This window comes from Pseudoalteromonas sp. M8 (assembly GCF_018141365.1).
Taxonomy (GTDB): Bacteria; Pseudomonadota; Gammaproteobacteria; order Enterobacterales; family Alteromonadaceae; genus Pseudoalteromonas.
Genome location: NZ_CP047240.1, coordinates 170,897 through 195,369, shown reverse-complemented (window position 1 = coordinate 195,369; position 24,473 = coordinate 170,897). Strand labels below are relative to the sequence as shown.

At 44.2% G+C, this 24,473-nt stretch carries 4 protein-coding genes and 1 pseudogene; 2 read left to right on the top strand and 3 right to left on the bottom strand.

Going from position 1 to position 24,473, the window contains the following annotated elements; all coding sequences use genetic code 11:
- Window positions 1–15 precede the first annotated feature (15 nt).
- Both GSF13_RS05985 and GSF13_RS05980 read left to right on the top strand, forming a co-directional pair.
- Complete coding sequence (locus tag GSF13_RS05985) at window positions 16–741, top strand: ABC transporter ATP-binding protein (protein WP_010607883.1); 726 nt, start codon at window positions 16–18, stop codon at window positions 739–741.
- A 93-nt stretch (window positions 742–834) separates the two neighbouring features.
- A complete protein-coding gene (locus GSF13_RS05980) occupies window positions 835–3,291 on the top strand; it encodes an ABC transporter permease (protein ID WP_010607882.1) in 2,457 nt (818 codons plus the stop codon).
- Between the two features lie 652 nt (window positions 3,292–3,943).
- On the opposite strand, the pseudogene GSF13_RS05970 reads toward GSF13_RS05980, so the two are convergent.
- The 3 genes and pseudogenes from GSF13_RS05970 to GSF13_RS05955 all read right to left on the bottom strand — a co-directional run bounded on the left by GSF13_RS05970 (window position 3,944) and on the right by GSF13_RS05955 (window position 24,471).
- A pseudogene (locus tag GSF13_RS05970) lies at window positions 3,944–17,668 on the bottom strand (AMP-binding protein).
- A gap of 180 nt (window positions 17,669–17,848) precedes the next feature.
- Complete coding sequence (locus GSF13_RS05960; RefSeq protein WP_211867500.1) at window positions 17,849–22,795, bottom strand: non-ribosomal peptide synthetase; 4,947 nt, start codon at window positions 22,793–22,795, stop codon at window positions 17,849–17,851.
- Window positions 22,792–24,471, bottom strand: a complete 1,680-nt coding sequence (locus GSF13_RS05955) for a condensation domain-containing protein (RefSeq protein ID WP_211867497.1) — start codon at window positions 24,469–24,471, stop codon at window positions 22,792–22,794. The genes GSF13_RS05960 and GSF13_RS05955 overlap by 4 nt, the downstream gene beginning before the upstream one ends.
- Window positions 24,472–24,473 lie beyond the last annotated feature (2 nt).

Sequence of the window (24,473 nt, the reverse complement as noted above, 5' to 3'; positions counted from 1 at the left end):
ATAGGATAACAAACTATGAAAGAAGCAATATTGAAAATGTCAGGCATCACTAAGGTGTTTAGCACAGAGGAAATGGAAACGCACGCGCTGAGAGGAATAGACCTCGAAATATATAAGGGTGATTTCGTCTCAATATGCGGTCCATCAGGTTGTGGTAAATCAACTCTCCTTTCCATATTGGGGTTACTAGATACGCCTACAGATGGAAGTTATCAGGTTGAGGGAATAGAAGTAAGTAAATTAAGCTTGAGTGAAGCTGCACATATACGGAACCAAAAGGTTGGCTTTATATTTCAATCATTTAATCTGATAGATGAACTGACCGTATTTGAAAATATTGCACTTCCATTGCGTTATCGCAAAGAGCCAATGACCGAGGTTGAGATCACACAAGCGGTTACCAGCTGCCTTACAAAAGTAGACATGGGCCATAGAGCTAGCCACCGCCCTAATCAACTTTCAGGCGGACAGCAACAACGTATTGCTATAGCCCGCGCTTTGGTTGGCAACCCTGCGTTACTGCTTGTAGATGAGCCGACTGGTAACCTTGACTCAAAGAACGGTGATGCCGTGATGGATATGCTCAAAGCGCTAAATTTAGAAGGCACCACATTGTGCATGGTTACACATGATCCTAGGTATGCAGATATGGCAACACGAAAGCTGCACCTATTAGATGGCAAGATTTTAACTCCTCAAGAACAGAGCACTGAAAAGCATTCGGAGCCGTTGGCTAGCTAAATAACCATAAGAATACACAAGGAAGCTTAAAATGTACGAACCGCACTTCGAATTGCCAATTTTGCTCGTCACACAGCCGGTGAGGAGCTCAACATGTTGAAACAAGAGATCCAATCATGCTTATACTCTCTTAGCAAAGCAAAAATATTTACCCTTACTATAATTATAACTCTTGGAATTACTTTGGGCACGCTTATTGCCATGTTCAACTTAAACTTCCAGATTCTCGCAGCCCCCCTGCCATACCATGATAGTGAGAAATTATATGTCTCTAAGACAAACCACTACATAAAAGATAAAATTGAATTTGAAGACTACACCCCAATGCCAATTTTGGTCGAGGCGTATAAAAACGAAAAATCAGATCACATTCAAACTGCACTTTTTGCCTATGGTGAAGAAGTAATACGAAGCCGTGCCGATACCCCTCGGGTGAATGTTGCTTACACCACTCCAGAGTTTATGCCCCTTTTGGGTTTCAATTTCGAGCTTGGTCGTGGTTTTTCTGATGAAGAAGGTATCGATAGTATATCACCTGTAGCGGTGCTTTCTTACCACTCTTGGCAAACGTACTTTGGCGCAGATCCACAGGTTTTGGGAAAAACGTTCCAGATAGATCAAGTTAACTTCAGAATTATTGGCGTACTTTCAGAGAATACACCTGAGCCAGAGCTATATACTCCAGGCAGACTAACAAGTATTTGGCTTCCATGGGATTACCTTCCATCCTATCGACGAGATGCTCAGCAATGGGGATTGACAGGCCCAAACAGACACATTTTAACTAAAATTTTAGCGGATGAAGATATCGCGAAGCTGAATCACCAACTGACAAATAAATATAACGGGCGTTTTAAAGCAGAAACTGCAGGTCGTTCATTTTTTAATGATATGACTATCACTTTTGAGCTAAAACCATTAAAAGAAAAAATCCATGGCGACAGTGCATCAAGAACAATTTGGTTATTAGTTGGTGCATTTTGTTTGACGCTAATCGCTTGTGCCAATATCGCCAATTTAGTGCTCGCAAGAGCAGTAAATCAGCAGCGGACTATGTCCATAAAAGCGGCTTTAGGCGCTCAACGAAAACAGATCGTTCGAGGCATTTTTATTGAGCTTGCGACATTAACTCTCTTATCAGCAATTTTAGCATTAGGTGTATCGGAGCTGTGCTATTACCTATTAAAATTAATTGCAACAGACAGCTTACCTAGTGTTGCACGCTTAACAACTAATGTGCCGTCAGTCATATTTTGTTTAACTCTTTCAGCATTATTAGCTTGGCTAGGTGCTTGGCTTATCAGTGCCAAAATTAACTTCAGTAAACTAAACGCTCAAATACAAAGTAGTGGTAAAGGTACCAGCATCCAAGTGAAATCAAGTACCCGTTCAGCACTAATTTTCAGTCAGATCTTTCTTGCTAGTTTATTACTGATTTCTTGCTTTCAAATCTTTATAAACTCATGGTCATTGCTAAGCCAGGCTCCCAATTTCGTAAGTAAAGATCGTTACCAAGTGGAATTGAATCAGCTTTTCGAACCAAGGCCAAGTCGCGCTGAAAGAGATTCATATTATAGTACGAGAAGACAACAACTACTTGATATTGTAAGCGAGATAAGAGCCAACCCTAGAGTTGTATCTGCAAGCTTAACTACAGGTACGCCTGTCGAGTTTGGTATTAGTACTTTCTTAAGCCCAGACTCTGGGTTTGAGAATCAGTATTCTGTCTCTGGCAACTTAATTGATGAAGCGTATATACCAACGTTACAGTTAGACATTCTCCAAGGTCGCAATTTTACTCGAGAAGACGTGTATAATCGCTCTCCTTACCTCATTGTAAATAAAGAGTTTGCCAATAAGTTAAAGCCGGGTGGCGATGTAGTTGGTGAGCGTTATTACTGGTTAAATGGACGCCGTACAATTCAATATGAAATTATTGCCGTCACCGAAGATCTAAACCTACCGGAACAAAATAACTCAGCCAAAATGTGGGCTGTAGATAATATCGAGCGTTACGCTCCTTCTTTTATCATAGAAGTAGATTCAAACCAGCAGCTTACTCCCCAATTTATAAATAGTATTATCGCGAAGACCACACCCACGTGGCGAGTCTCGGATATTCAACCACTTGAATCACAATTAGCAAATTCTCTTGCGCTTCATTACATCGCTAGTTGGGCATCTCTAGCTTTGGCAATAGTGACACTTTCAATCGCCGTGATTGGTATATATGGCGTATTAAGTTATGGAATTAGCATGAGAAAATTTGAACTCGGGGTTCGTATGGCTATTGGAGCGTCACCACTTACTATTGTGAAAGGTGTGATCTTAGAGAACTTTAAGGTCATCATACTCGCGCTAATTGGAGCTGCAATCATAGTTTCAGGCGTTGCAGTGTGGATAACTTCAACCCGTTTCACATTCGCTCTTTCAACAACAGGATTAATATTACCAATAGTTACTATTATTGCAGTAACTGCGTTTACATCCACACTTGCTGTTTGGGGGATTATCAGAAGACCGGCAATTTATTCCCTACGAGATCAATAACTGCCCATCTAAGCACCCAGAACTCGGATTGAGAAACTATTATTCCGAGTTCTGCTTTCCCTCAATAAACATTCTAAAAAGCTATTAATTAACACGCTACGAGATGTAATCCACCTAAGTGAATTTTAGCCAGAACGCAGAATTTGCAGTCAAGCAACTTATACGAAAATTGATGAATTAAGCGCAGTGTGATGGCCTCTCGCATCAATGCCATTGATTAGTATCTTTACCTTGCTGTTAGGCCTACATCGAATAATTATGCTGTGCCAGTTTTAGCTTGTACAAGTGTTGATTACATTAAATAACCTGAGCTTGGGATAACAACTTGTTCTCTAGCAGCTGTTATCCCTTACTACTGCGTTAAATTTTCTTGCAATAGGCCAGCTTTTGACGCACAAATTTGCCTTGCATTTAAGAAATAACTTCTGGCTAGAGTGATATTACGCTTTTGAACTTAGTGATTTTAGTGGATTAACTTACTTCTTACCCCGAGGTTAAATAAATGAACTTTTTTAAGCGTGGAGATATCGTATTTTCGTTCCAATTAGTTGGAGAATTAGCGTGATTGATGTTAGACCGATAAATAAAAATGGGCCCCATAACAGTATGGAGCCCAGCTCATTTCTACAACTGATTCATCTACGTCTAGTAGTTATTGAATACCGAGATAACGTAACAAGCCATGACTGACTTGCTCAACGTTAGGACTTTCCAGCATGGATTTATGACCTCCCGGTACCATTTCAACTGTTACAGGACCTCTAAACCACTGCTTTGATAGTTCAATATAATTGCATGACTCGATCGATGAGTCCTCCGCGAACATCATTAGCACCTCTTTGTCCCAGATCTGATCAGGGCTATATGAGAAAAACGCTTCCGACTGCCACTTAGCCAACCTATTCAACTTATTAACAAGCTCTGTGTCTTTAAGTGATTGTGTCCATGTTGCTATATTTTCTAATCTAGAGTCCATATCCATCCTGTATGAACTCTGCGCAAAATAACTATCCAGCAAAACAAGCGATATTTGATTCTCAATACTGCCCATACACTCTGCAACCTCTTGGGCCAGAGCTCCACCATAAGAATGCCCAACTAAAACGATCTGTTTATTCTTAAACTGTGGCCTAATGCTGTCAAAGATATACTGTCCATGTGACTTGATCGTAGTAACTGACTCACAATCATCGAATACACCGGGATGGTGAATACTGATACATGGTACTCCGTGTGTATCAAGAGTCTGAGCGAAAGACCTAAAATCATTCGGTGTTGACAACACCCCAGGAATCGCAACAACCAAAAACTCAGACTTATCTTCACTTGCACTTTTGTTTAAAAATACTAAAGGCGAATTGTGATTTCTATCTGCTATGTTTTTACTCTGAATTGCGTTGGCTTGCTCTCTCAGTGAGAGTGCAGTATACAAATCTGGAAAAGACACAGAAACAGCTAACTGAGCTTGGATCTGATTGTAAAGTTTTACCAATAACAACGAATGCCCACCCAGAGTAAAGAAGTTCGCCGTTGCACTGATCTCAGCGGCTTTTATACCCAGAAGCTGTGCCCAAATACCGGCTAACTGTTGCTCAATATCACCTTCAGGGCTTACATATTCCCCTTGCAAACAACCCACATCTGCACTTGGCAATGCCCGTCTATCCACCTTGCCATTTGCCGTCAATGGCCATTCATCCACTGCAATCAGTATGCTTGGTATCATATGCTCTGGTAAATCTTGCTGTAATTCTGCCTTCAATGCCTGCAACCAGCTTGACTCATCTATATCCAGCCCACTTTGTCGCTGCACATACCCTATTAATTGCTTCTCTCCCGCGATGTCCTTCACTATCGCCAACGCCGATGCAACGCTTGAAGCTGCATGTAAACAGGCTTCCACTTCCCCAAGCTCTATTCTGAACCCTCTTATCTTCACCTGACTGTCAACACGACCTATGAATTCTATTCTCCCATCCGGCAGGTAACGAACTAGATCTCCGGTGCGGTAGAGTCGTCTTGAGCTGCCTGCTTGCGCCTCATCATAAAATGGGTTCTCTACAAAGCGCTCCGCTGTTAGCTCTGGTTGATTCAAGTACCCAAGCGCTAACCCTGGACCGCCCACAAATAGCTCACCAATACAGCCTTGAGGCACCAATTGCTGGTGACCATCTAAAATGTAAATTTCATCACTATCTAAGCGATAACCTATTGGTACTCGCTCCTCCTGATAAGCCTGAGGAAATGTATAGGTCGTTGAGAAAGTCGTGTTTTCTGTTGGTCCATACCCGTTTATCAACGTTAACTCTGGCTGTATCTGCTGTATCCGCTTGATTGCGTCTAGATCTAGACTATCTCCCCCTGCTAACAGTTGACGTAGCGATGTCACTGTCGGCACATGATAAGACCATTCTCTAAAGAAGCCTGCGGTTAACCACAGACTGTTAACGTTATGCTGTTCGAGCTCTTTATTCAGCTCTGCTGGTGATAAGTATGGTGGACGATACAGAACACATTGCCCGCCGTTGAGTAATGGCCCCATAGCTCTAAGGTCGCGGCATCAAACGCAATGTTTGCACAATGCATCATCACCGTATCACTATTCAGAGTCATGAAACTTTGCTCTATGACTAGTCTAGTCACTCCTTGATGTGGTGTGAGCACCCCTTTAGGCTGCCCCGTCGAGCCTGACGTATAAATCACATACGCGACATCCGACCCCGTTATCGCTACGTCTACATCCGTTGCTGCCAAACATTGCCAATCCTGAGCTATCTCATCCACCGCAACGACTTCCACAGGTAAATCCGGTAACGCCGATTTCAGCCTCTGTTGTGATAACAGCAAAGACATCCCCGTGTCCGTCGCCATATAACGTAATCGTGACTCCGGATAATGTGGGTCTAGTGGCACATAGCCCCCTCCTGCTTTCAGGATCGCTAAAATACTGACCACCATCTCTATGGACCTATCCATACAGAGCCCAACCAGTGTGCCTCGCTGCACGTGATGTCTCGTCATTAAATAGCGTGCCAACTGGTTCGATTGCCTATCTAACTCACCATAACTCATCTTGCTGTCACCACACACGACCGCTGTCTGCGTACTCTGTCGCTGAGCTTGCGCGGTAAAGTGGGAAACGATATTGCCCCATGCCTGCGTAGCATTATCACTTCGAGCATTACATTCGTGCACTAGCTGCCTAACTTCTTTTGCTGACAGCATGTCTAGCTGAGACAGCGCAATATCCCACTCACCTCGTGTGTCTGCCAGCGCTTCTAATAGCTGCTGTAAATGCGTACTTAATTGTTCTATATGTGCTTCACTAAAGAGGCTCGTATCATAGTTCCAGCTAACGCCACCTCCTTGTTCATCTATGGCTAAGTCAACTTTTAAATCAAACTTTGCTTGCACTATATCTGATTGATAAGGCGCTACTTCTATTCCCGCAAGTTGCAATGGTTGATGCTCATGTAGGCCATAATCTGTATTCGTCGTCACCATAATCTGGAACAAAGGTCCATGGGCACGACTTCTTGGCACTTTCAGCTTTTCTACTAACTGCTCAAATGGAACATCTTGGTGACTTTGACCTGCTAAGTGGGTCGCTCGCACATGGGCATAATATTCCGCTAAGCTGTCATGCTGTGTATTCACCCTCAACACTAAGGTGTTTACAAAGAAGCCGATTAAAGGGGCTAACTCTGCTTGAAGGCGATTCGCAACCGGTGTGCCCATAATGATGTCATGACTATTGCTATGTCTTGATAAGACCAATGACAATGCACCATGTAATAACATAAAAGGAGTCAATTGATGGCGTTTAGCTGCTGCCAATAACGCATCCGCTGTTTGCGCTGAAAACGCTGACACCACCTGAGCACCATGATATTGCTTCTCTGCTGGACGGGGATAATCCAATGTGAGGTTATGCACCGCGGGGGCTTCATCCAACTGCGCTAACCAATAACTGAGCTGTTTATCTAATACCGTATCCGTTATATGCGTTCGCTGCCACTGCGCATAATCTCCATACTGTAACGCCAATTGTGGTAAAGGCTCGGCTTCACCTTGACTATAGGCTTCATACAAACGTACAAACTCATTGGTCAACACCTGCATTGACCAACCATCCGACGCGATATGATGCATATTAAAGAGTAGGACTCCTGTATCCTCTCCGGTCGCCAAATACAACACCTTTAATAGTAAGTCTTCTGCCAAGTTAAACGCGGTGGTGATAACCTCTGATATCCGTGCTTTTATTTGGGCTTGCTGCGCTTCGCCTTGTAACGACCTGAGGTCTTGATATACAACACTAAACGCCACATTTTCAGGTTCATGGATATATTGATACACCACGCCTGCTTCATCATAATAATTGGTTCTTAGCACCTCATGACGCGCAATTATCCGCTGAAAAACACGTTCAACTACAGGCAGCGATAATTCACCTTTTACAGTCAAGGCCACTGGCATGTTGTACTCTGGTGAGCCTCCTTTGAGATGATCTATAAACCATAAACGCTGCTGCGAAAATGACGTTGGTAACGTCTGGCTTTCTCTTGGATAGGCTTGAATCGCAGGTAATACTTGCCCTTGCTCGCTTTGCTCAATATCATTCGCCAGCGAGCGTAAGTCCTTCGCGTTAAATACCTGTTGTAATGAAATATCGACACCGTAACAACGCTGAATTTCTGACACCAAACGTATGGTGAGTAACGAATGCCCACCTAGAGTAAAGAAGTTCGCCGTTGCACTGATCTCAGCAGCTTTTATACCCAGAAGCTGTGCCCAAATACCGGTTAACTGTTGCTCAATATCACCTTCAGGGCTTACATATTCCCCTTGCAAACAACCCACATCTGCACTTGGCAATGCCCGTCTATCCACCTTGCCATTTGCCGTCAATGGCCATTCATCCACTGCAATCAGTATGCTTGGTATCATATGCTCTGGTAAATCTTGCTGTAATTCTGCCTTCAATGCCTGCAGCCAGCTTGACTCATCTATATCCAGCCCACTTTGTCGCTGCACATACCCTATTAATTGCTTCTCTCCCGCGATGTCCTTCACTATCGCCAACGCCGATGCAACGCTTGAAGCTGCATGTAAACAGGCTTCCACTTCTCCAAGCTCTATTCTGAACCCTCTTATCTTCACCTGACTGTCAACACGACCTATGAATTCTATTCTCCCATCCGGCAGGTAACGAACTAAATCTCCGGTGCGGTAGAGTCGTCTTGAGCTGCCTGCTTGCGCCTCATCATAAAATGGGTTCTCTACAAAGCGCTCCGCTGTTAGCTCTGGTTGATTCAAGTACCCAAGGGCTAACCCTGGACCGCCCACAAATAGCTCACCATTACAACCTTGAGGCACCAACTCAAAGGCTGAACTAAGTATGTAGCTAGACACATTATGCATGCCTCGCCCGATGACCTCTCGATCACTGTGAGTCAATTCGGCAAAGTGCGTATTGACCGTCGTTTCTGTTGGCCCATATGCATTCAACAGCACTCGCTTATGTTTTTGTACAAACTGCTGTAGTCGCTTCAACAGCCCTGCACCAATTAGATCACCACTAGAAATCACATCTACCGCAGGTAATGTTGGTTCTGAAAGTAACGCACCTAATAATTGTGGAGTCGCATTCACAACTTGAATATCGTGTTGTTTGATTAGCTTACTCAATTCAAGGGGTGCTAATATTTGCGCTTTACTTGGAATGACCAATTTGACCCCATCAGCCAATAAGCACAACCCTTTCAAAGATGCATCAAAGACATATGAAGAAAGCCATAGCCACGCATCCCCCATCCCTTGCGACAGCACCTCGCCTTGAGCTAGAAACCCGGTATAAAAGTTCGATAACCCTTGATGTGGTGTGAGTACCCCTTTAGGCTGCCCCGTCGAGCCTGACGTATAAATCACATACGCAACATCCGACCCCGTTATCGCTACGTCTACATCCGTTGCTGCCAAACATTGCCAATCCTGAGCTATCTCATCCACCGCAACGACTTCCACAGGTAAATCCGGTAACGCCGATTTCAGCCTCTGTTGTGATAACAGCAAAGACATCCCCGTGTCCGTCGCCATATAACGTAATCGTGACTCCGGATAATGTGGGTCTAGTGGCACATAGCCCCCTCCTGCTTTCAGGATCGCTAAAATACTGACCACCATCTCTATGGACCTATCCATACAGAGCCCAACCAGTGTGCCTCGCTGCACGTGATGTCTCGTCATTAAATAGCGTGCCAACTGGTTCGATTGCCTATCTAACTCACCATAACTCATCTTGCTGTCACCACACACGACCGCTGTCTGCGTACTCTGTCGCTGAGCTTGCGCGGTAAAGTGGGAAACGATATTGCCCCATGCCTGCGTAGCATTATCACTTCGAGCATTACATTCGTGCACTAGCTGCCTAACTTCTTTTGCTGACAGCATGTCTAGCTGAGACAGCGCAATATCCCACTCACCTCGTGTGTCTGCCAGCGCTTCTAATAGCTGCTGTAAATGCGTACTTAATTGTTCTATATGTGCTTCACTAAAGAGGCTCGTATCATAGTTCCAGCTAACGCCACCTCCTTGTTCATCTATGGCTAAGTCAACTTTTAAATCAAACTTTGCTTGCACTATATCTGATTGATAAGGCGCTACTTCTATTCCCGCAAGTTGCAATGGTTGATGCTCATGTAGGCCATAATCTGTATTCGTCGTCACCATAATCTGGAACAAAGGTCCATGGGCACGACTTCTTGGCACTTTCAGCTTTTCTACTAACTGCTCAAATGGAACATCTTGGTGACTTTGACCTGCTAAGTGGGTCGCTCGCACATGGGCATAATATTCCGCTAAGCTGTCATGCTGTGTATTCACCCTCAACACTAAGGTGTTTACAAAGAAGCCGATTAAAGGGGCTAACTCTGCTTGAAGGCGATTCGCAACCGGTGTGCCCATAATGATGTCATGACTATTGCTATGTCTTGATAAGACCAATGACAATGCACCATGTAATAACATAAAAGGAGTCAATTGATGGCGTTTAGCTGCTGCCAATAACGCATCCGCTGTTTGCGCTGAAAACGCTGACACCACCTGAGCACCATGATATTGCTTCTCTGCTGGACGGGGATAATCCAATGTGAGGTTATGCACCGCGGGGGCTTCATCCAACTGCGCTAACCAATAACTGAGCTGTTTATCTAATACCGTATCCGTTATATGCGTTCGCTGCCACTGCGCATAATCTCCATACTGTAACGCCAATTGTGGTAAAGGCTCGGCTTCACCTTGACTATAGGCTTCATACAAACGTACAAACTCATTGGTCAACACCTGCATTGACCAACCATCCGACGCGATATGATGCATATTAAAGAGTAGGACTCCTGTATCCTCTCCGGTCGCCAGATACAATACCTTTAATAGTAAGTCTTCTGCCAAGTTAAACGCGGTGGTGATAACCTCTGATATCCGTGCTTTTATTTGGGCTTGCTGCGCTTCGCCTTGTAACGACCTGAGGTCTTGATATACAACACTAAACGCCACATTTTCAGGTTCATGGATATATTGATACACCACGCCTGCTTCATCATAATAATTGGTTCTTAGCACCTCATGACGCGCAATTATCCGCTGAAAAACACGCTCAACTACAGGCAGCGATAATTCACCTTTTACAGTCAAGGCCACTGGCATGTTGTACTCTGGTGAGCCTCCTTTGAGATGATCTATAAACCATAAACGCTGCTGCGAAAATGACGTTGGTAACGTCTGGCTTTCTCTTGGATAGGCTTGAATCGCAGGTAATACTTGCCCTTGCTCGCTTTGCTCAATATCATTCGCCAGCGAGCGTAAGTCCTTCGCGTTAAATACCTGTTGTAATGAAATATCGACACCGTAACAACGCTGAATTTCTGACACCAAACGTATGGTGAGTAACGAATGCCCACCTAGAGTAAAGAAGTTCGCCGTTGCACTGATCTCAGCGGCTTTTATACCCAGAAGCTGTGCCCAAATACCGGTTAACTGTTGCTCAATATCACCTTCAGGGCTTACATATTCCCCTTGCAAACAACCCACATCTGCACTTGGCAATGCCCGTCTATCTACCTTGCCATTTGCCGTCAATGGCCATTCATCCACTGCAATCAGTATGCTTGGTATCATATGCTCTGGTAAATCTTGCTGTAATTCTGCCTTCAATGCCTGCAGCCAGCTTGACTTATCTATATCCAGCCCACTTTGTCGCTGCACATACCCTATTAATTGCTTCTCTCCCGCGATGTCCTTCACTATCGCCAACGCCGATGCAACGCTTGAAGCTGCATGTAAACAGGCTTCCACTTCTCCAAGCTCTATTCTGAACCCTCTTATCTTCACCTGACTGTCAACACGACCTATGAATTCTATTCTCCCATCCGGCAGGTAACGAACTAGATCTCCGGTGCGGTAGAGTCGTCTTGAGCTGCCTGCTTGCGCCTCATCATAAAATGGGTTCTCTACAAAGCGCTCCGCTGTTAGCTCTGGTTGATTCAAGTACCCAAGGGCTAACCCTGGACCGCCCACAAATAGCTCACCAATACAACCTTGAGGCACCAACTCAAAGGCTGAACTAAGTATGTAGCTAGACACATTATGCATGCCTCGCCCGATGACCTCTCGATCACTGTGAGTCAATTCGGCAAAGTGCGTATTGACCGTCGTTTCTGTTGGCCCATATGCATTCAACAGCACTCGCTTATGTTTTTGTACAAACTGCTGTAGTCGCTTCAACAGCCCTGCACCAATTAGATCACCACTAGAAATCACATCTACCGCAGGTAATGTTGGTTCTGAAAGTAACGCACCTAATAATTGTGGAGTCGCATTCACAACTTGAATATCGTGTTGTTTGATTAGCTTACTCAATTCAAGGGGTGCTAATATTTGCGCTTTACTTGGAATGACCAATTTGACCCCATCAGCCAATAAGCACAACCCTTTCAAAGATGCATCAAAGACATATGAAGAAAGCCATAGCCACGCATCCCCCATCCCTTGCGACAACACCTCGCCTTGAGCTAGAAACCCGGTATAAAAGTTCGATAACCCTTGATGTGGTGTGAGCACCCCTTTAGGCTGCCCCGTCGAGCCTGACGTATAAATCACATACGCAACATCCGACCCCGTTATCGCTACGTCTACATCCGTTGCTGCCAAACATTGCCAATCCTGAGCTATCGCATCCACCGCAACGACTTCCACAGGTAAATCCGGTAACGTCGATTTCAGCCTCTGTTGTGATAACAGCAAAGACATCCCCGTGTCCGTCGCCATATAACGTAATCGTGACTCCGGATAATGTGGGTCTAGTGGCACATAGCCACCCCCTGCTTTCAGGATCGCTAAAATACTGACCACCATCTCTATGGACCTATCCATACAGAGCCCAACCAGTGTGCCTCGCTGCACGTGATGCCTCGTCATTAAATAGCGTGCCAACTGGTTCGATTGCCTATCTAACTCACCATAACTCATCTTGCTGTCACCACACACGACCGCTGTCTGCGTACTCTGTCGCTGAGCTTGCGCGGTAAAGTGGGAAACGATATTGCCCCATGCCTGCGTAGCATTATCACTTCGAGCATTACATTCGTGCACTAACTGCCTAACTTCTTTTGCTGACAGCATGTCTAGCTGAGACAGCGCAATATCCCACTCACCTCGTGTGTCTGCCAGCGCTTCTAATAGCTGCTGTAAATGCGTACTTAATTGTTCTATATGTGCTTCACTAAAGAGGCTCGTATCATAGCTCCAGCTAACGCCACCTCCTTGTTCATCTATGGCTAAGTCAACTTTTAAATCAAACTTTGCTTGCACTATATCTGATTGATAAGGCGCTACTTCTATTCCCGCAAGTTGCAATGGTTGATGCTCATGTAGGCCATAATCTGTATTCGTCGTCACCATAATCTGGAACAAAGGTCCATGGGCACGACTTCTTGGCACTTTCAGCTTTTCTACTAACTGCTCAAATGGAACATCTTGGTGACTTTGACCTGCTAAGTGGGTCGCTCGCACATGGGCATAATATTCCGCTAAGCTGTCATGCTGTGTATTCACCCTCAACACTAAGGTGTTTACAAAGAAGCCGATTAAAGGGGCTAACTCTGCTTGAAGGCGATTCGCAACCGGTGTGCCCATAATGATGTCATGACTATTGCTATGTCTTGATAAGACCAATGACAATGCACCATGTAATAACATAAAAGGAGTCAATTGATGACGTTTAGCTGCTGCCAATAACGCATCCGCTGTTTGCGCTGAAAACGCTGACACCACCTGAGCACCATGATATTGCTTCTCTGCTGGACGGGGATAATCCAATGTGAGGTTATGCACCGCGGGGGCTTCATCCAACTGCGCTAACCAATAACTGAGCTGTTTATCTAATACTGTATCCGTTATATGCGTTCGCTGCCACTGCGCATAATCTCCATACTGTAACGCCAATTGTGGTAAAGGCTCGGCTTCACCTTGACTATAGGCTTCATACAAACGTACAAACTCATTGGTCAACACCTGCATTGACCAACCATCCGACGCGATATGATGCATATTAAAGAGTAGGACTCCTGTATCCTCTCCGGTCGCCAGATACAATACCTTTAATAGTAAGTCTTCTGCCAAGTTAAACGCGGTGGTGATAACCTCTGATATCCGTGCTTTTATTTGGGCTTGCTGCGCTTCGCCTTGTAACGACCTGAGATCTTGATATACAACACTAAACGCCACATTTTCAGGTTCATGGATATATTGATACACCACGCCTGCTTCATCATAATAATTGGTTCTTAGCACCTCATGACGCGCAATTATCCGCTGAAAAACACGCTCAACTACAGGCAGCGATAATTCACCTTTTACAGTCAAGGCCACTGGCATGTTGTACTCTGGTGAGCCTCCTTTGAGATGATCTATAAACCATAAACGCTGCTGCGAAAATGACGTTGGTAACGTCTGGCTTTCTCTTGGATAGGCTTGAATCGCAGGTAATACTTGCCCTTGCTCGCTTTGCTCAATATCATTCGCCAGCGAGCGTAAGTCCTTCGCGTTAAATACCTGTTGTAATGAAATATCGACACCGTAACAACGCTGAATTTCTGACACCAAACGTATGGTGAGTAACGAATGCCCACCTAGAGTAAAGAAGTTCGCCGTTGCACTGATCTCAGCAGCTTTTATACCCAGAAGCTGTGCCCAAATACCGGCTAATTGTTGCTCAATATCACCTTCAGGGCTTACATATTCCCCTTGCAAACAACCCACATCTGCACTTGGCAATGCCCGTCTATCCACCTTGCCATTTGCCGTCAATGGCCATTCATCCACTGCAATCAGTATGCTTGGTATCATATGCTCTGGTAAATCTTGCTGTAATTCTGCCTTCAATGCCTGCAGCCAGCTTGACTCATCTATATCCAGCCCACTTTGTCGCTGCACATACCCTATTAATTGCTTCTCTCCCGCGATGTCCTTCACTATCGCCAACGCCGATGCAACGCTTGAAGCTGCATGTAAACAGGCTTCCACTTCTCCAAGCTCTATTCTGAACCCTCTTATCTTCACCTGACTGTCAACACGACCTATGAATTCTATTCTCCCATCCGGCAGGTAACGAACTAGATCTCCGGTGCGGTAGAGTCGTCTTGAGCTGCCTGCTTGCGCCTCATCATAAAATGGGTTCTCTACAAAGCGCTCCGCTGTTAGCTCTGGTTGATTCAAGTACCCAAGCGCTAACCCTGGACCGCCCACAAATAGCTCACCAATACAGCCTTGAGGCACCAATTGCTGGTGACCATCTAAAATGTAAATTTCATCACTATCTAAGCGATAACCTATTGGTACTCGCTCCTCCTGATAAGCCTGAGGAAATGTATAGGTCGTTGAGAAAGTCGTGTTTTCTGTTGGTCCATACCCGTTTATCAACGTTAACTCTGGCTGTATCTGCTGTATCCGCTTGATTGCGTCTAGATCTAGACTATCTCCCCCTGCTAGCAGTTGACGTAGCGATGTCACTGTCGGCACATGATAAGACCATTCTCTAAAGAAGCCTGCGGTTAACCACAGACTGTTAACGTTATGCTGTTCGAGCTCTTTATTCAGCTCTGCTGGTGATAAGTATGGTGGACGATACAGAACACATTGCCCGCCGTTGAGTAATGGCCCCCATAGCTCTAAGGTCGCGGCATCAAACGCAATGTTTGCACAATGCATCATCACCGTATCACTATTCAGTGTCATGAAACTTTGCTCTATGACTAGTCTAGTCACTCCTTGATGTGGTGTGAGCACCCCTTTAGGCTGCCCCGTCGAGCCTGACGTATAAATCACATACGCAACATCCGACCCCGTTATCGCTACGTCTACATCCGTTGCTGCCAAACATTGCCAATCCTGAGCTATCTCATCCACCGCAACGACTTCCACAGGTAAATCCGGTAACGCCGATTTCAGCCTCTGTTGTGATAACAGCAAAGACATCCCCGTGTCCGTCGCCATATAACGTAATCGTGACTCCGGATAATGTGGGTCTAGTGGCACATAGCCCCCCCTGCTTTCAGGATCGCTAAAATACTGACCACCATCTCTATGGACCTATCCATACAAAGCCCAACCAGTGTGCCTCGCTGCACGTGATGCCTCGTCATTAAATAGCGTGCCAACTGGTTCGATTGCCTATCTAACTCACCATAACTCATCTTGCTGTCACCACACACGACCGCTGTCTGCGTACTCTGTCGCTGAGCTTGCGCGGTAAAGTGGGAAACGATATTGCCCCATGCCTGCGTAGCCTTATCACTTCGAGCATTACATTCGTGCACTAGCTGCCTAACTTCTTTTGCTGACAGCATGTCTAGCTGAGACAGCGCAATATCCCACTCACCTCGTGTGTCTGCCAGCGCTTCTAATAGCTGCTGTAAATGCGTACTTAATTGTTCTATATGTGCTTCACTAAAGAGACTCGTATCATAGCTCCAGCTAACGCCACCTCCTTGTTCATCTATGGCTAAGTCAACTTTTAAATCAAACTTTGCTTGCACTATATCTGATTGATAAGGCGCTACTTCTATTCCCGCAAGTTGCAATGGTTGATGCTCATGTAGGCCATAATCTGTATTCGTCGTCACCATAATCTGGAACAAAGGTCCATGGGCACGACTTCTTGGCACTTTCAGCTTTTCTACTAACTGCTCAAATGGAACATCTTGGTGACTTTGACCTGCTAAGTGGGTCGCTCGCACATGGGCATAATATTCCGCTAAGCTGTCATGCTGTGTATTCACCCTCAACACTAAGGTGTTTACAAAGAAGCCGATTAAAGGGGCTAACTCTGCTTGAAGGCGATTCGCAACCGGTGTGCCCATAATGATGTCATGACTATTGCTATGTCTTGATAAGACCAATGACAATGCACCATGTAATAACATAAAAGGAGTCAATTGATGACGTTTAGCTGCTGCCAATAACGCATCCGCTGTTTGCGCTGAAAACGCTGACACCACCTGAGCACCATGATATTGCTTCTCTGCTGGACGGGGATAATCCAATGTGAGGTTATGCACCGCGGGGGCTTCATCCAACTGCGCTAACCAATAACTGAGCTGTTTATCTAATACCGTATCCGTTATATGCGTTCGCTGCCACTGCGCATAATCTCCATACTGTAACGCCAATTGTGGTAAAGGCTCGGCTTCACCTTGACTATAGGCTTCATACAAACGTACAAACTCATTGGTCAACACCTGCATTGACCAACCATCCGACGCGATATGATGCATATTAAAGAGTAGGACTCCTGTATCCTCTCCTGTCGCCAGATACAATACCTTTAATAGTAAGTCTTCTGCCAAGTTAAACGCGGTGGTGATAACCTCTGATATCCGTGCTTTTATTTGGGCTTGCTGCGCTTCGCCTTGTAACGACCTGAGGTCTTGATATACAACACTAAACGCCACATTTTCAGGTTCATGGATATATTGATACACCACGCCTGCTTCATCATAATAATTGGTTCTTAGCACCTCATGACGCGCAATTATCCGCTGAAAAACACGTTCAACTACAGGCAGCGATAATTCACCTTTTACAGTCAAGGCCACTGGCATGTTGTACTCTGGTGAGCCTCCTTTGAGATGATCTATAAACCATAAACGCTGCTGCGAAAATGACGTTGGTAACGTCTGGCTTTCTCTTGGATAGGCTTGAACTGTTCTATCTAAGTTGCTCTGGGTTAACTGTAGTTCTAAGTGCTCGATAACAAGGTCTTTGTTAGCAACTACCATTGCTTTTATATCGTCGGGAAAACTCCCTTTGTTTAGTTTATACGCTAACCGACCATCTTTTAAATAGAGGTGAACACCGCTCTTGACTGCATTAATTATTATATTTTCAGCTTTCATAATTATCTTAGAGGTAATCTACTCATTCCTTGCCCCTCCAAATCCACATGTAAGCAGATTTGGAGGGTTTTTATTGTTCTTGTTGTACGATTCAATACACGTTCTTATAAAAAGAACTCTTCTTCGTCTTCTTTGAGAGAAACTTCCCCTCTACTCAATTGAATAGACTCAATATAGGAAGCAATTGTCCGCACCGTGGCACTTTCAAAAAGCATAGAGAGCGGTAACTGCACTTTAAACTCTTGCTCAACGAAACTAGCAAATCTTGTTGCTAAGATTGAGTGGCCACCAGAGTCGAAGAAGCTCGCTTCAACACTAATTTTTTCTACTCCCAAAAGAGTTTCCCACTGCTTACAGAGACTGCTTTCAATTTCTGTGTCGGGGGCAACATAAACTACTGTTGAATTGACTTCTCCCACCTTGGGCAAGGCTTTCCGATCTATCTTTCCATTGCTATTGATTGGCATTTGCTCAAGTTTTTGAATAACGCTTGGAAGCATATAAGAAGGGATCATCTCGCGTAAGCGCTCTTTTAGCTCTTGCTCGGATATATCGGATGATTCATAAAAAGCAAGTAACTGAGTCCCTCCGAGCGTATCTTCGTGTGTCGTAACCGCAGCTAATTCGATGTTACACGCTAAAATGGCAGCTTCCACTTCATTTAAATCGATTCGGTAGCCTCTTATTTTAACCTGTGAGTCTTTCCTTCCGACAAACTGCAATACCCCATCAACGCTCGCTTTCACAAGGTCGCCACTGCGATATACTGGCCATTCCAGGCCTGCTTCAGCACATACACTTTGGCTTAGAAATGCTTCGTCATCTACCGAGTTAATATAACCTTTAGCCACCCCAAATCCGCTAATGTAAAGCTCGCCTACAACCCCTGCTGGTACAGCTCTCATTTCATTGTCTAATATCGATAGATTTACATTGAGTATGGGTGAGCCAATATGAGGGCTTGAGTTTGTTGTTATTTCTCCCCAACAAGTGTTGATGCTACATTCAGTTGGACCATACATATTAAAGGCTTTTCTTGCTATAGATTGCTGATACTTGGCTACTTTATTCCACATCACAGGATCAATTGCATCCCCTCCGATAAGCCAATTTACTTGAGGTATTTCAGCTAGCCTGAAGATTTCATTTATCATCACAGGAGTACTATCTACAATATCAGCCTTTAGTAACTGTAGCTCTGAACACAATATGCTAGGGTTATACCTAGCTTGTTCGGACACCATACAAAGTGAAATACCGTTTAATAAAGCAGATATACCCTTCATCGCCCCATCAAATGCACCTGATAGTGTCCAGCCCCAGCGACTCGCTCCGGTTGCTTCCAGAATGTCTGCCTTTAGTGCTGTACTATGGTTTACCAAATTTTGGTGACTTACAACGACTCCCTTAGGCCGACCAGTAGAGCCCGAAGTGAAAATCACATAAGCTGCACTTTTGGCATCAATAGTCGTTGGTTGTGGTTCTGAGGTATAGCTTGTAGCCTCCTCGATGCATAAATCCAAGTTAGCAAAAGGTGCGCTGACCTTTTTTGACAGCTCGTCATGATCACCTAGAACAACTGTCACATTAGCTTGGTCACATATGTAGCTCACTCGCTCTGTTGGGTAACTTGGATCAATGGGTACAAAGGCTGCACCACATTTCAAGACAGCTAGAACTGCAACGACATAGCTCTGTGAACGATTGACGACAATACCGACAAATTTGTTTTCTTTAACACCATGAGTTTGGCGTAAGTAATTTGCTAACTGATTCGCCGATTTATTAAGCTCAGCGAAAGACAGTGTATTTTGCGTTGTAACCACTGCATCCACATCAGGCGTCTGAACGGCAGTCGCTTCAAACAGGTTGTGCGCTAAGGGTATTTCTTTACAGCTCTTAGGCCACCCCGTTTTAGATGTTATTTTGGGAAGCTCACTACTAGGTAAGCAAGCTAGCTTCGTAACTTCTCCAGCATGACCAGATACTAGCGCCGAGCAAATACTTGCCATCGCAGATGCAAAAATATTTTGCACTCTTGAGGCGTACTCTCCCATCGCTTTAACTTCAACGGTGAACGACTTCTTATCATTGAAATCATCAACTGAGACAACCAAAGGGTAGTTCGTTGTTTCCTTCAGGGATAAGCTACGCAGACCTAAAGTACTTTGCACTGCACTCTCAGATTTTGACCGTCTATAATTAAATAGCGAACTAAACAAAGGAGTATCCGAAGTTAACCCACTCTGTTGCTGCGCTATAGCCAAAGGTACATGCTCAAATAAAACGAGTTCATTTAAGCATGCTTCCGTTTTTCGCAACAGCATTTCGGCACTCTGGTTCTTAAGTTCTAAGTGTAGTGGGACAGTATTTATCATCGTCCCCATCACTTTATCAACCCCACTTACACCATCAAGCCTACCCGACATCACCGTCCCGAATATCACTCGACTACTAGCACTTGCAATAGAGATTGTTAGAGATAAAGCCATGTGGAATAGAATAGCGGGAGATACACGATATGCTCGAGATAATGCTCTGATTTCTGCACTCAATTTTTCAGATAAATCATGATTCAACTGAACAACATCGCTACCATCACCATGGACACTCGACAAGTTAAATGGATAACAACCTTGCGTTACATCATTTAAGTAATCTTTATAAAATGCCTTTGCCGCTTCTAAGTCACAGTGTTCCTTAATAAACGCTATTTGCTCTCTAAACTGATGCGCAGGCGCTTTTAATTCTTGCCCATTTAAAATTGCAGCAAGCTCTTGACCAATCATCTCTAAACCAGCGTGATCTACGATAAGGTGATGGCACTGAATAACTAAATAAGACTTTGTAGTCGTTGAATTTCTTGCCAAGGTTATATTTACTAAAGGTGCTTGGCTAATTGTCATCTTTGAGCGTAACGACGGTGCTATCACTTCTAAAACGTCGGTATCATCGTCATCGCAACTGAACTCCCATTCATCCACAACGAATTCAACTTCTTTACATACAACTTGCACAGGTTCAGCAACGCCTTGCCACTGAACTTGCGTTCTTAGTACATCATGCCTTAATAGAATGACCTCAAAGGCCTGCTGCAACGTTGATAAAGAAGTTGTTTGTGGTAATTCGATGACAGAATTTAGAATATAAGGATCCACGTCAGCGCCAAGCATATAGTGGAATAGAAACCCTTCTTGAACAGGGCTCAGTGGATAGATGTCCTGAATATTATCAATTCCTTTAGGAACTAGCTTCGCAATACTTTCGAGCTCACTGTTAGAAAGGTTTACAAGTGTCAAATGTTCGGGTTTAAGACTTTCTCCATCTTGCAACTCCTTGTTCTTAGGCGCTTGATACAGCCGCTTTTCACCTTCATTTACGCTCACTACATCCGCTAACTCTGCTAACGTATTTACGGAAAACAAGTGGCGAGCTTCTATAATGATGCCTTTACGCTTAGCTTTTGAGATCAGCTCCATACCTAAAACAGAATGCCCACCAAGAGAAAAGAAGTTATCTTTCCTTCCTACTTTTTCCAATCCCAAACATTCTGCAAAAAGCTCACACAATAGGGCTTCAATTTTATTTTTGGGAGCTTCATACTCAGCGAGTGCTTGGCTAAAGTCAGGTTCAGGTAAAGCTTTGCGGTCAAGCTTCCCATTTGCGGTCAACGGGAAGCTTGGCAACAACATAATTGCACTTGGCACCATATAATCAGGTAAGGTACCGAACAGATACTCGCGAATACGTGATGGCTTCCACTCTTCTGTCATTACAACGTATGCAACTAACTGAATGTTTTTTGACTTGTCTGGTACAGCTACGACATGCGCACCTTCAACTTTTGGATGAGCAAGCAACTGACTTTCAATATCACCTATCTCAACTCGGAATCCCCTAACCTTTAGTTGATTATCTAAGCGACCTACAAACTCAATGTTACCGTCTGGTAAATAACGTCCTAAATCACCTGTTCGATAGATTTTTTGTTGTAATTCAGGATGGTATAAGAAATGCTTTTCGGTGATTTCACTCGCATTGTAGTATTCACGAGCAACACCTTTTCCGCCGATAAACAACTCCCCCGTCACACCGGTAGGACAGTGTTGGAGCTGCGAATTAAGTATATAGAATGCTTGATTACCTAAAGGCTTACCGTATGGCACACTTCGACGATCGCTCAAATCCTCAGTAATGGGGTAATGAATCGACCAAATCGACCCCTCCGTTGCTCCTCCAAGACTAAAGAGTTTTGCATTCCTAAAGCGACGCCATATACGCTTAGGTAATGAGGTTGGGATCCAATCTCCACTCATCAACACGATACGTAAAGGCGCAATATCTTGTCGGTTATCAGCTTCGAGTAACTCAGTGATTAGTCCCATAGATAAGGGTACTGTATTCCAAACTGTTATTTCATGCTTTTCCAGCATGTCAAGCCAATGATGAGGGTCTTTCGCCAATTCAGGAGCTGGAAAGACTAGCACTCCACCGACCGCTAACATACCAAAAATATCATATACAGACAGGTCGAAGCTCAATGCAGATACACATAAAACTTTATCCTTATGCGTAACCTCATATTTACTGTTGATATCAAGTAAAGTGTTAACTACTGCTTGATGTTCAATCGCTACCCCTTTAGGTACACCTGTTGAACCTGATGTGAAAATGACATAGGCCAACTGATTTATCTGTTGCGGAGCTCGATAATTTTCAAAGTATGCAATAACCTCTTTGGTAGAAATACCTGTGTTGTCGATGCGGCTCAAGTCGATATATTGATACTCTTCTGATGATAATAACTGCTGTTGACTATCAACTAAACAGACTTTTACCTGTGCCTGCACTAAAATATCGCGACACCTTTCAACCGGCCAGCTGGTTTCAAGAGGCAAATATGCCCCTCCTGCAATCAAAATAGCTAATGTGGCAATGACCTGCGCTCTACCTTTTTCAGCTCTTACAGCAACCAGCTCCTCGACAGTAATCTGCCCAGATAGCTTGCTCGCAACGAGCAAAGCATGTCTTAGCAAATCAAAATAGGTCATCTCCCTTGAGAGTCTACGAGTGCTATGGCAGCTGGAGTTTTTAGTGCTTGCTGTATAAACAATTCATGCATACACAGGTCTTCAAGATAAGCAACAGAAGTCGCATTCCATTTATTTACAACTGTCTCGTACTCAGATGCTGTCAGCAAAGGCATTGTATCTAGTGAGGCGTTGGGGTTAGCTACCGCTTGAGTGATTAGCTGGTTAAAATGCCCTGCCATCACTTTAATCGTATCATCATTGAATAACGCTGTTGCATACTCCCATGTGAACTCTATCTGCTCACCAACTTCTCTCACATGCACTGTTAAATCAAACTTCGTCGTGGTTATTGGCTGTTCCACGTTACTCAATGCCAAATTAGGCAGCTTGAGTGCCTCCTGATCATTATTTTGCATCGCCAACATAACCTGAAATATAGGATGATATGCAGGGCTTCTTTCGATATTTAGAATTTCAACTAAGTTCTCAAAGGGAATAGCTTGGTGCTCAAAGGCTTCAAATATGGTGTTCCGGCTTACTTCTAGCGCCTTAACTAAACTTAATTTGGCAGGGTTGATAGTTCGTAAAACAAGAGTATTGACAAACAACCCAATTAGTCTTGCAAGCTCAGCATTATCCCTTCCCGCGACAGGGGTTCCTATAACAACATCATTTTCATTACTGTAGCGAGACATCAATGCAGCGAAAAGCGCATGAACTCCGGCAAAAAGTGATGCATTTTGCTCAACACAGAATGTTTTCAAAGCCTTACTTTGTGATGCGGGAAGTTGAATACTAAATGTCGTACCTTGGTTATCCGGTCTTTGTGGTCTCGGTTTATCAAGTGGCAAGCTATGCGCCATAGGTATGTCTGCAAGCTGCGTTTTCCAGTAGCTACCGAGTTGATCTAGTAACGTTCCGCGCAACTGTGCCTTCTGCCACACCGCAAAGTCTGAATATTGGATAGGCAATTCAGGTAAGCTTACATCACGATGTTCGAGCACTGCACTATAGCACTCTACAAATTCGTTTATTAAGATCCCTAACGACCAACCATCAGAGGCAATATGATGCATGTTCACCCCAACAACATATTTGTTATTGGAGAGCTTGATGAGATGACAACGGATCATAAGATCATTTTCTAAATCAAAACTTCTAGATGCCTCTAGGCTGAGCAGTTCAGTGAGCTTTTTATTTACCAGCTCCGCACTTAAATGCTCGATAGAGGTTTGCTTGATAGGGAAACTTTCAATATCGTGGACCTGCAAAGTAACTTGACCATCTAGTTCATGGTATGTTGTGCGTAGTACTTCATGTCGCTGTATAACTTCTACAAACGCCCGTTCAATAGCGTGTAAATCTATTTCACCCTCTAACTGAAAAGCACCTGGCATGTTATAGTGGGCGCTTCCGCCTTCAATATTATCAATCAACCAAAAGCGCTGTTGGGCGAAAGATACCGATGCCTCAGATGCTTTCTCGATAGCATCTTGAGTACTGTAACCGGGACTTGAATTTAAACTTGATAATCCTTCAAAAAAGGCAATGATTTCATTTTTATTTTGAATAATTTTTTGCTTTAGCTGTTCTGGAAACTCATCTACAGATAGTTCATATTTCAACTGTCCTGCTTCATCTAATGAGAGAAAAACCCCTGCCGACGCAGCATCATTAATTAATTCCTTCACCATTA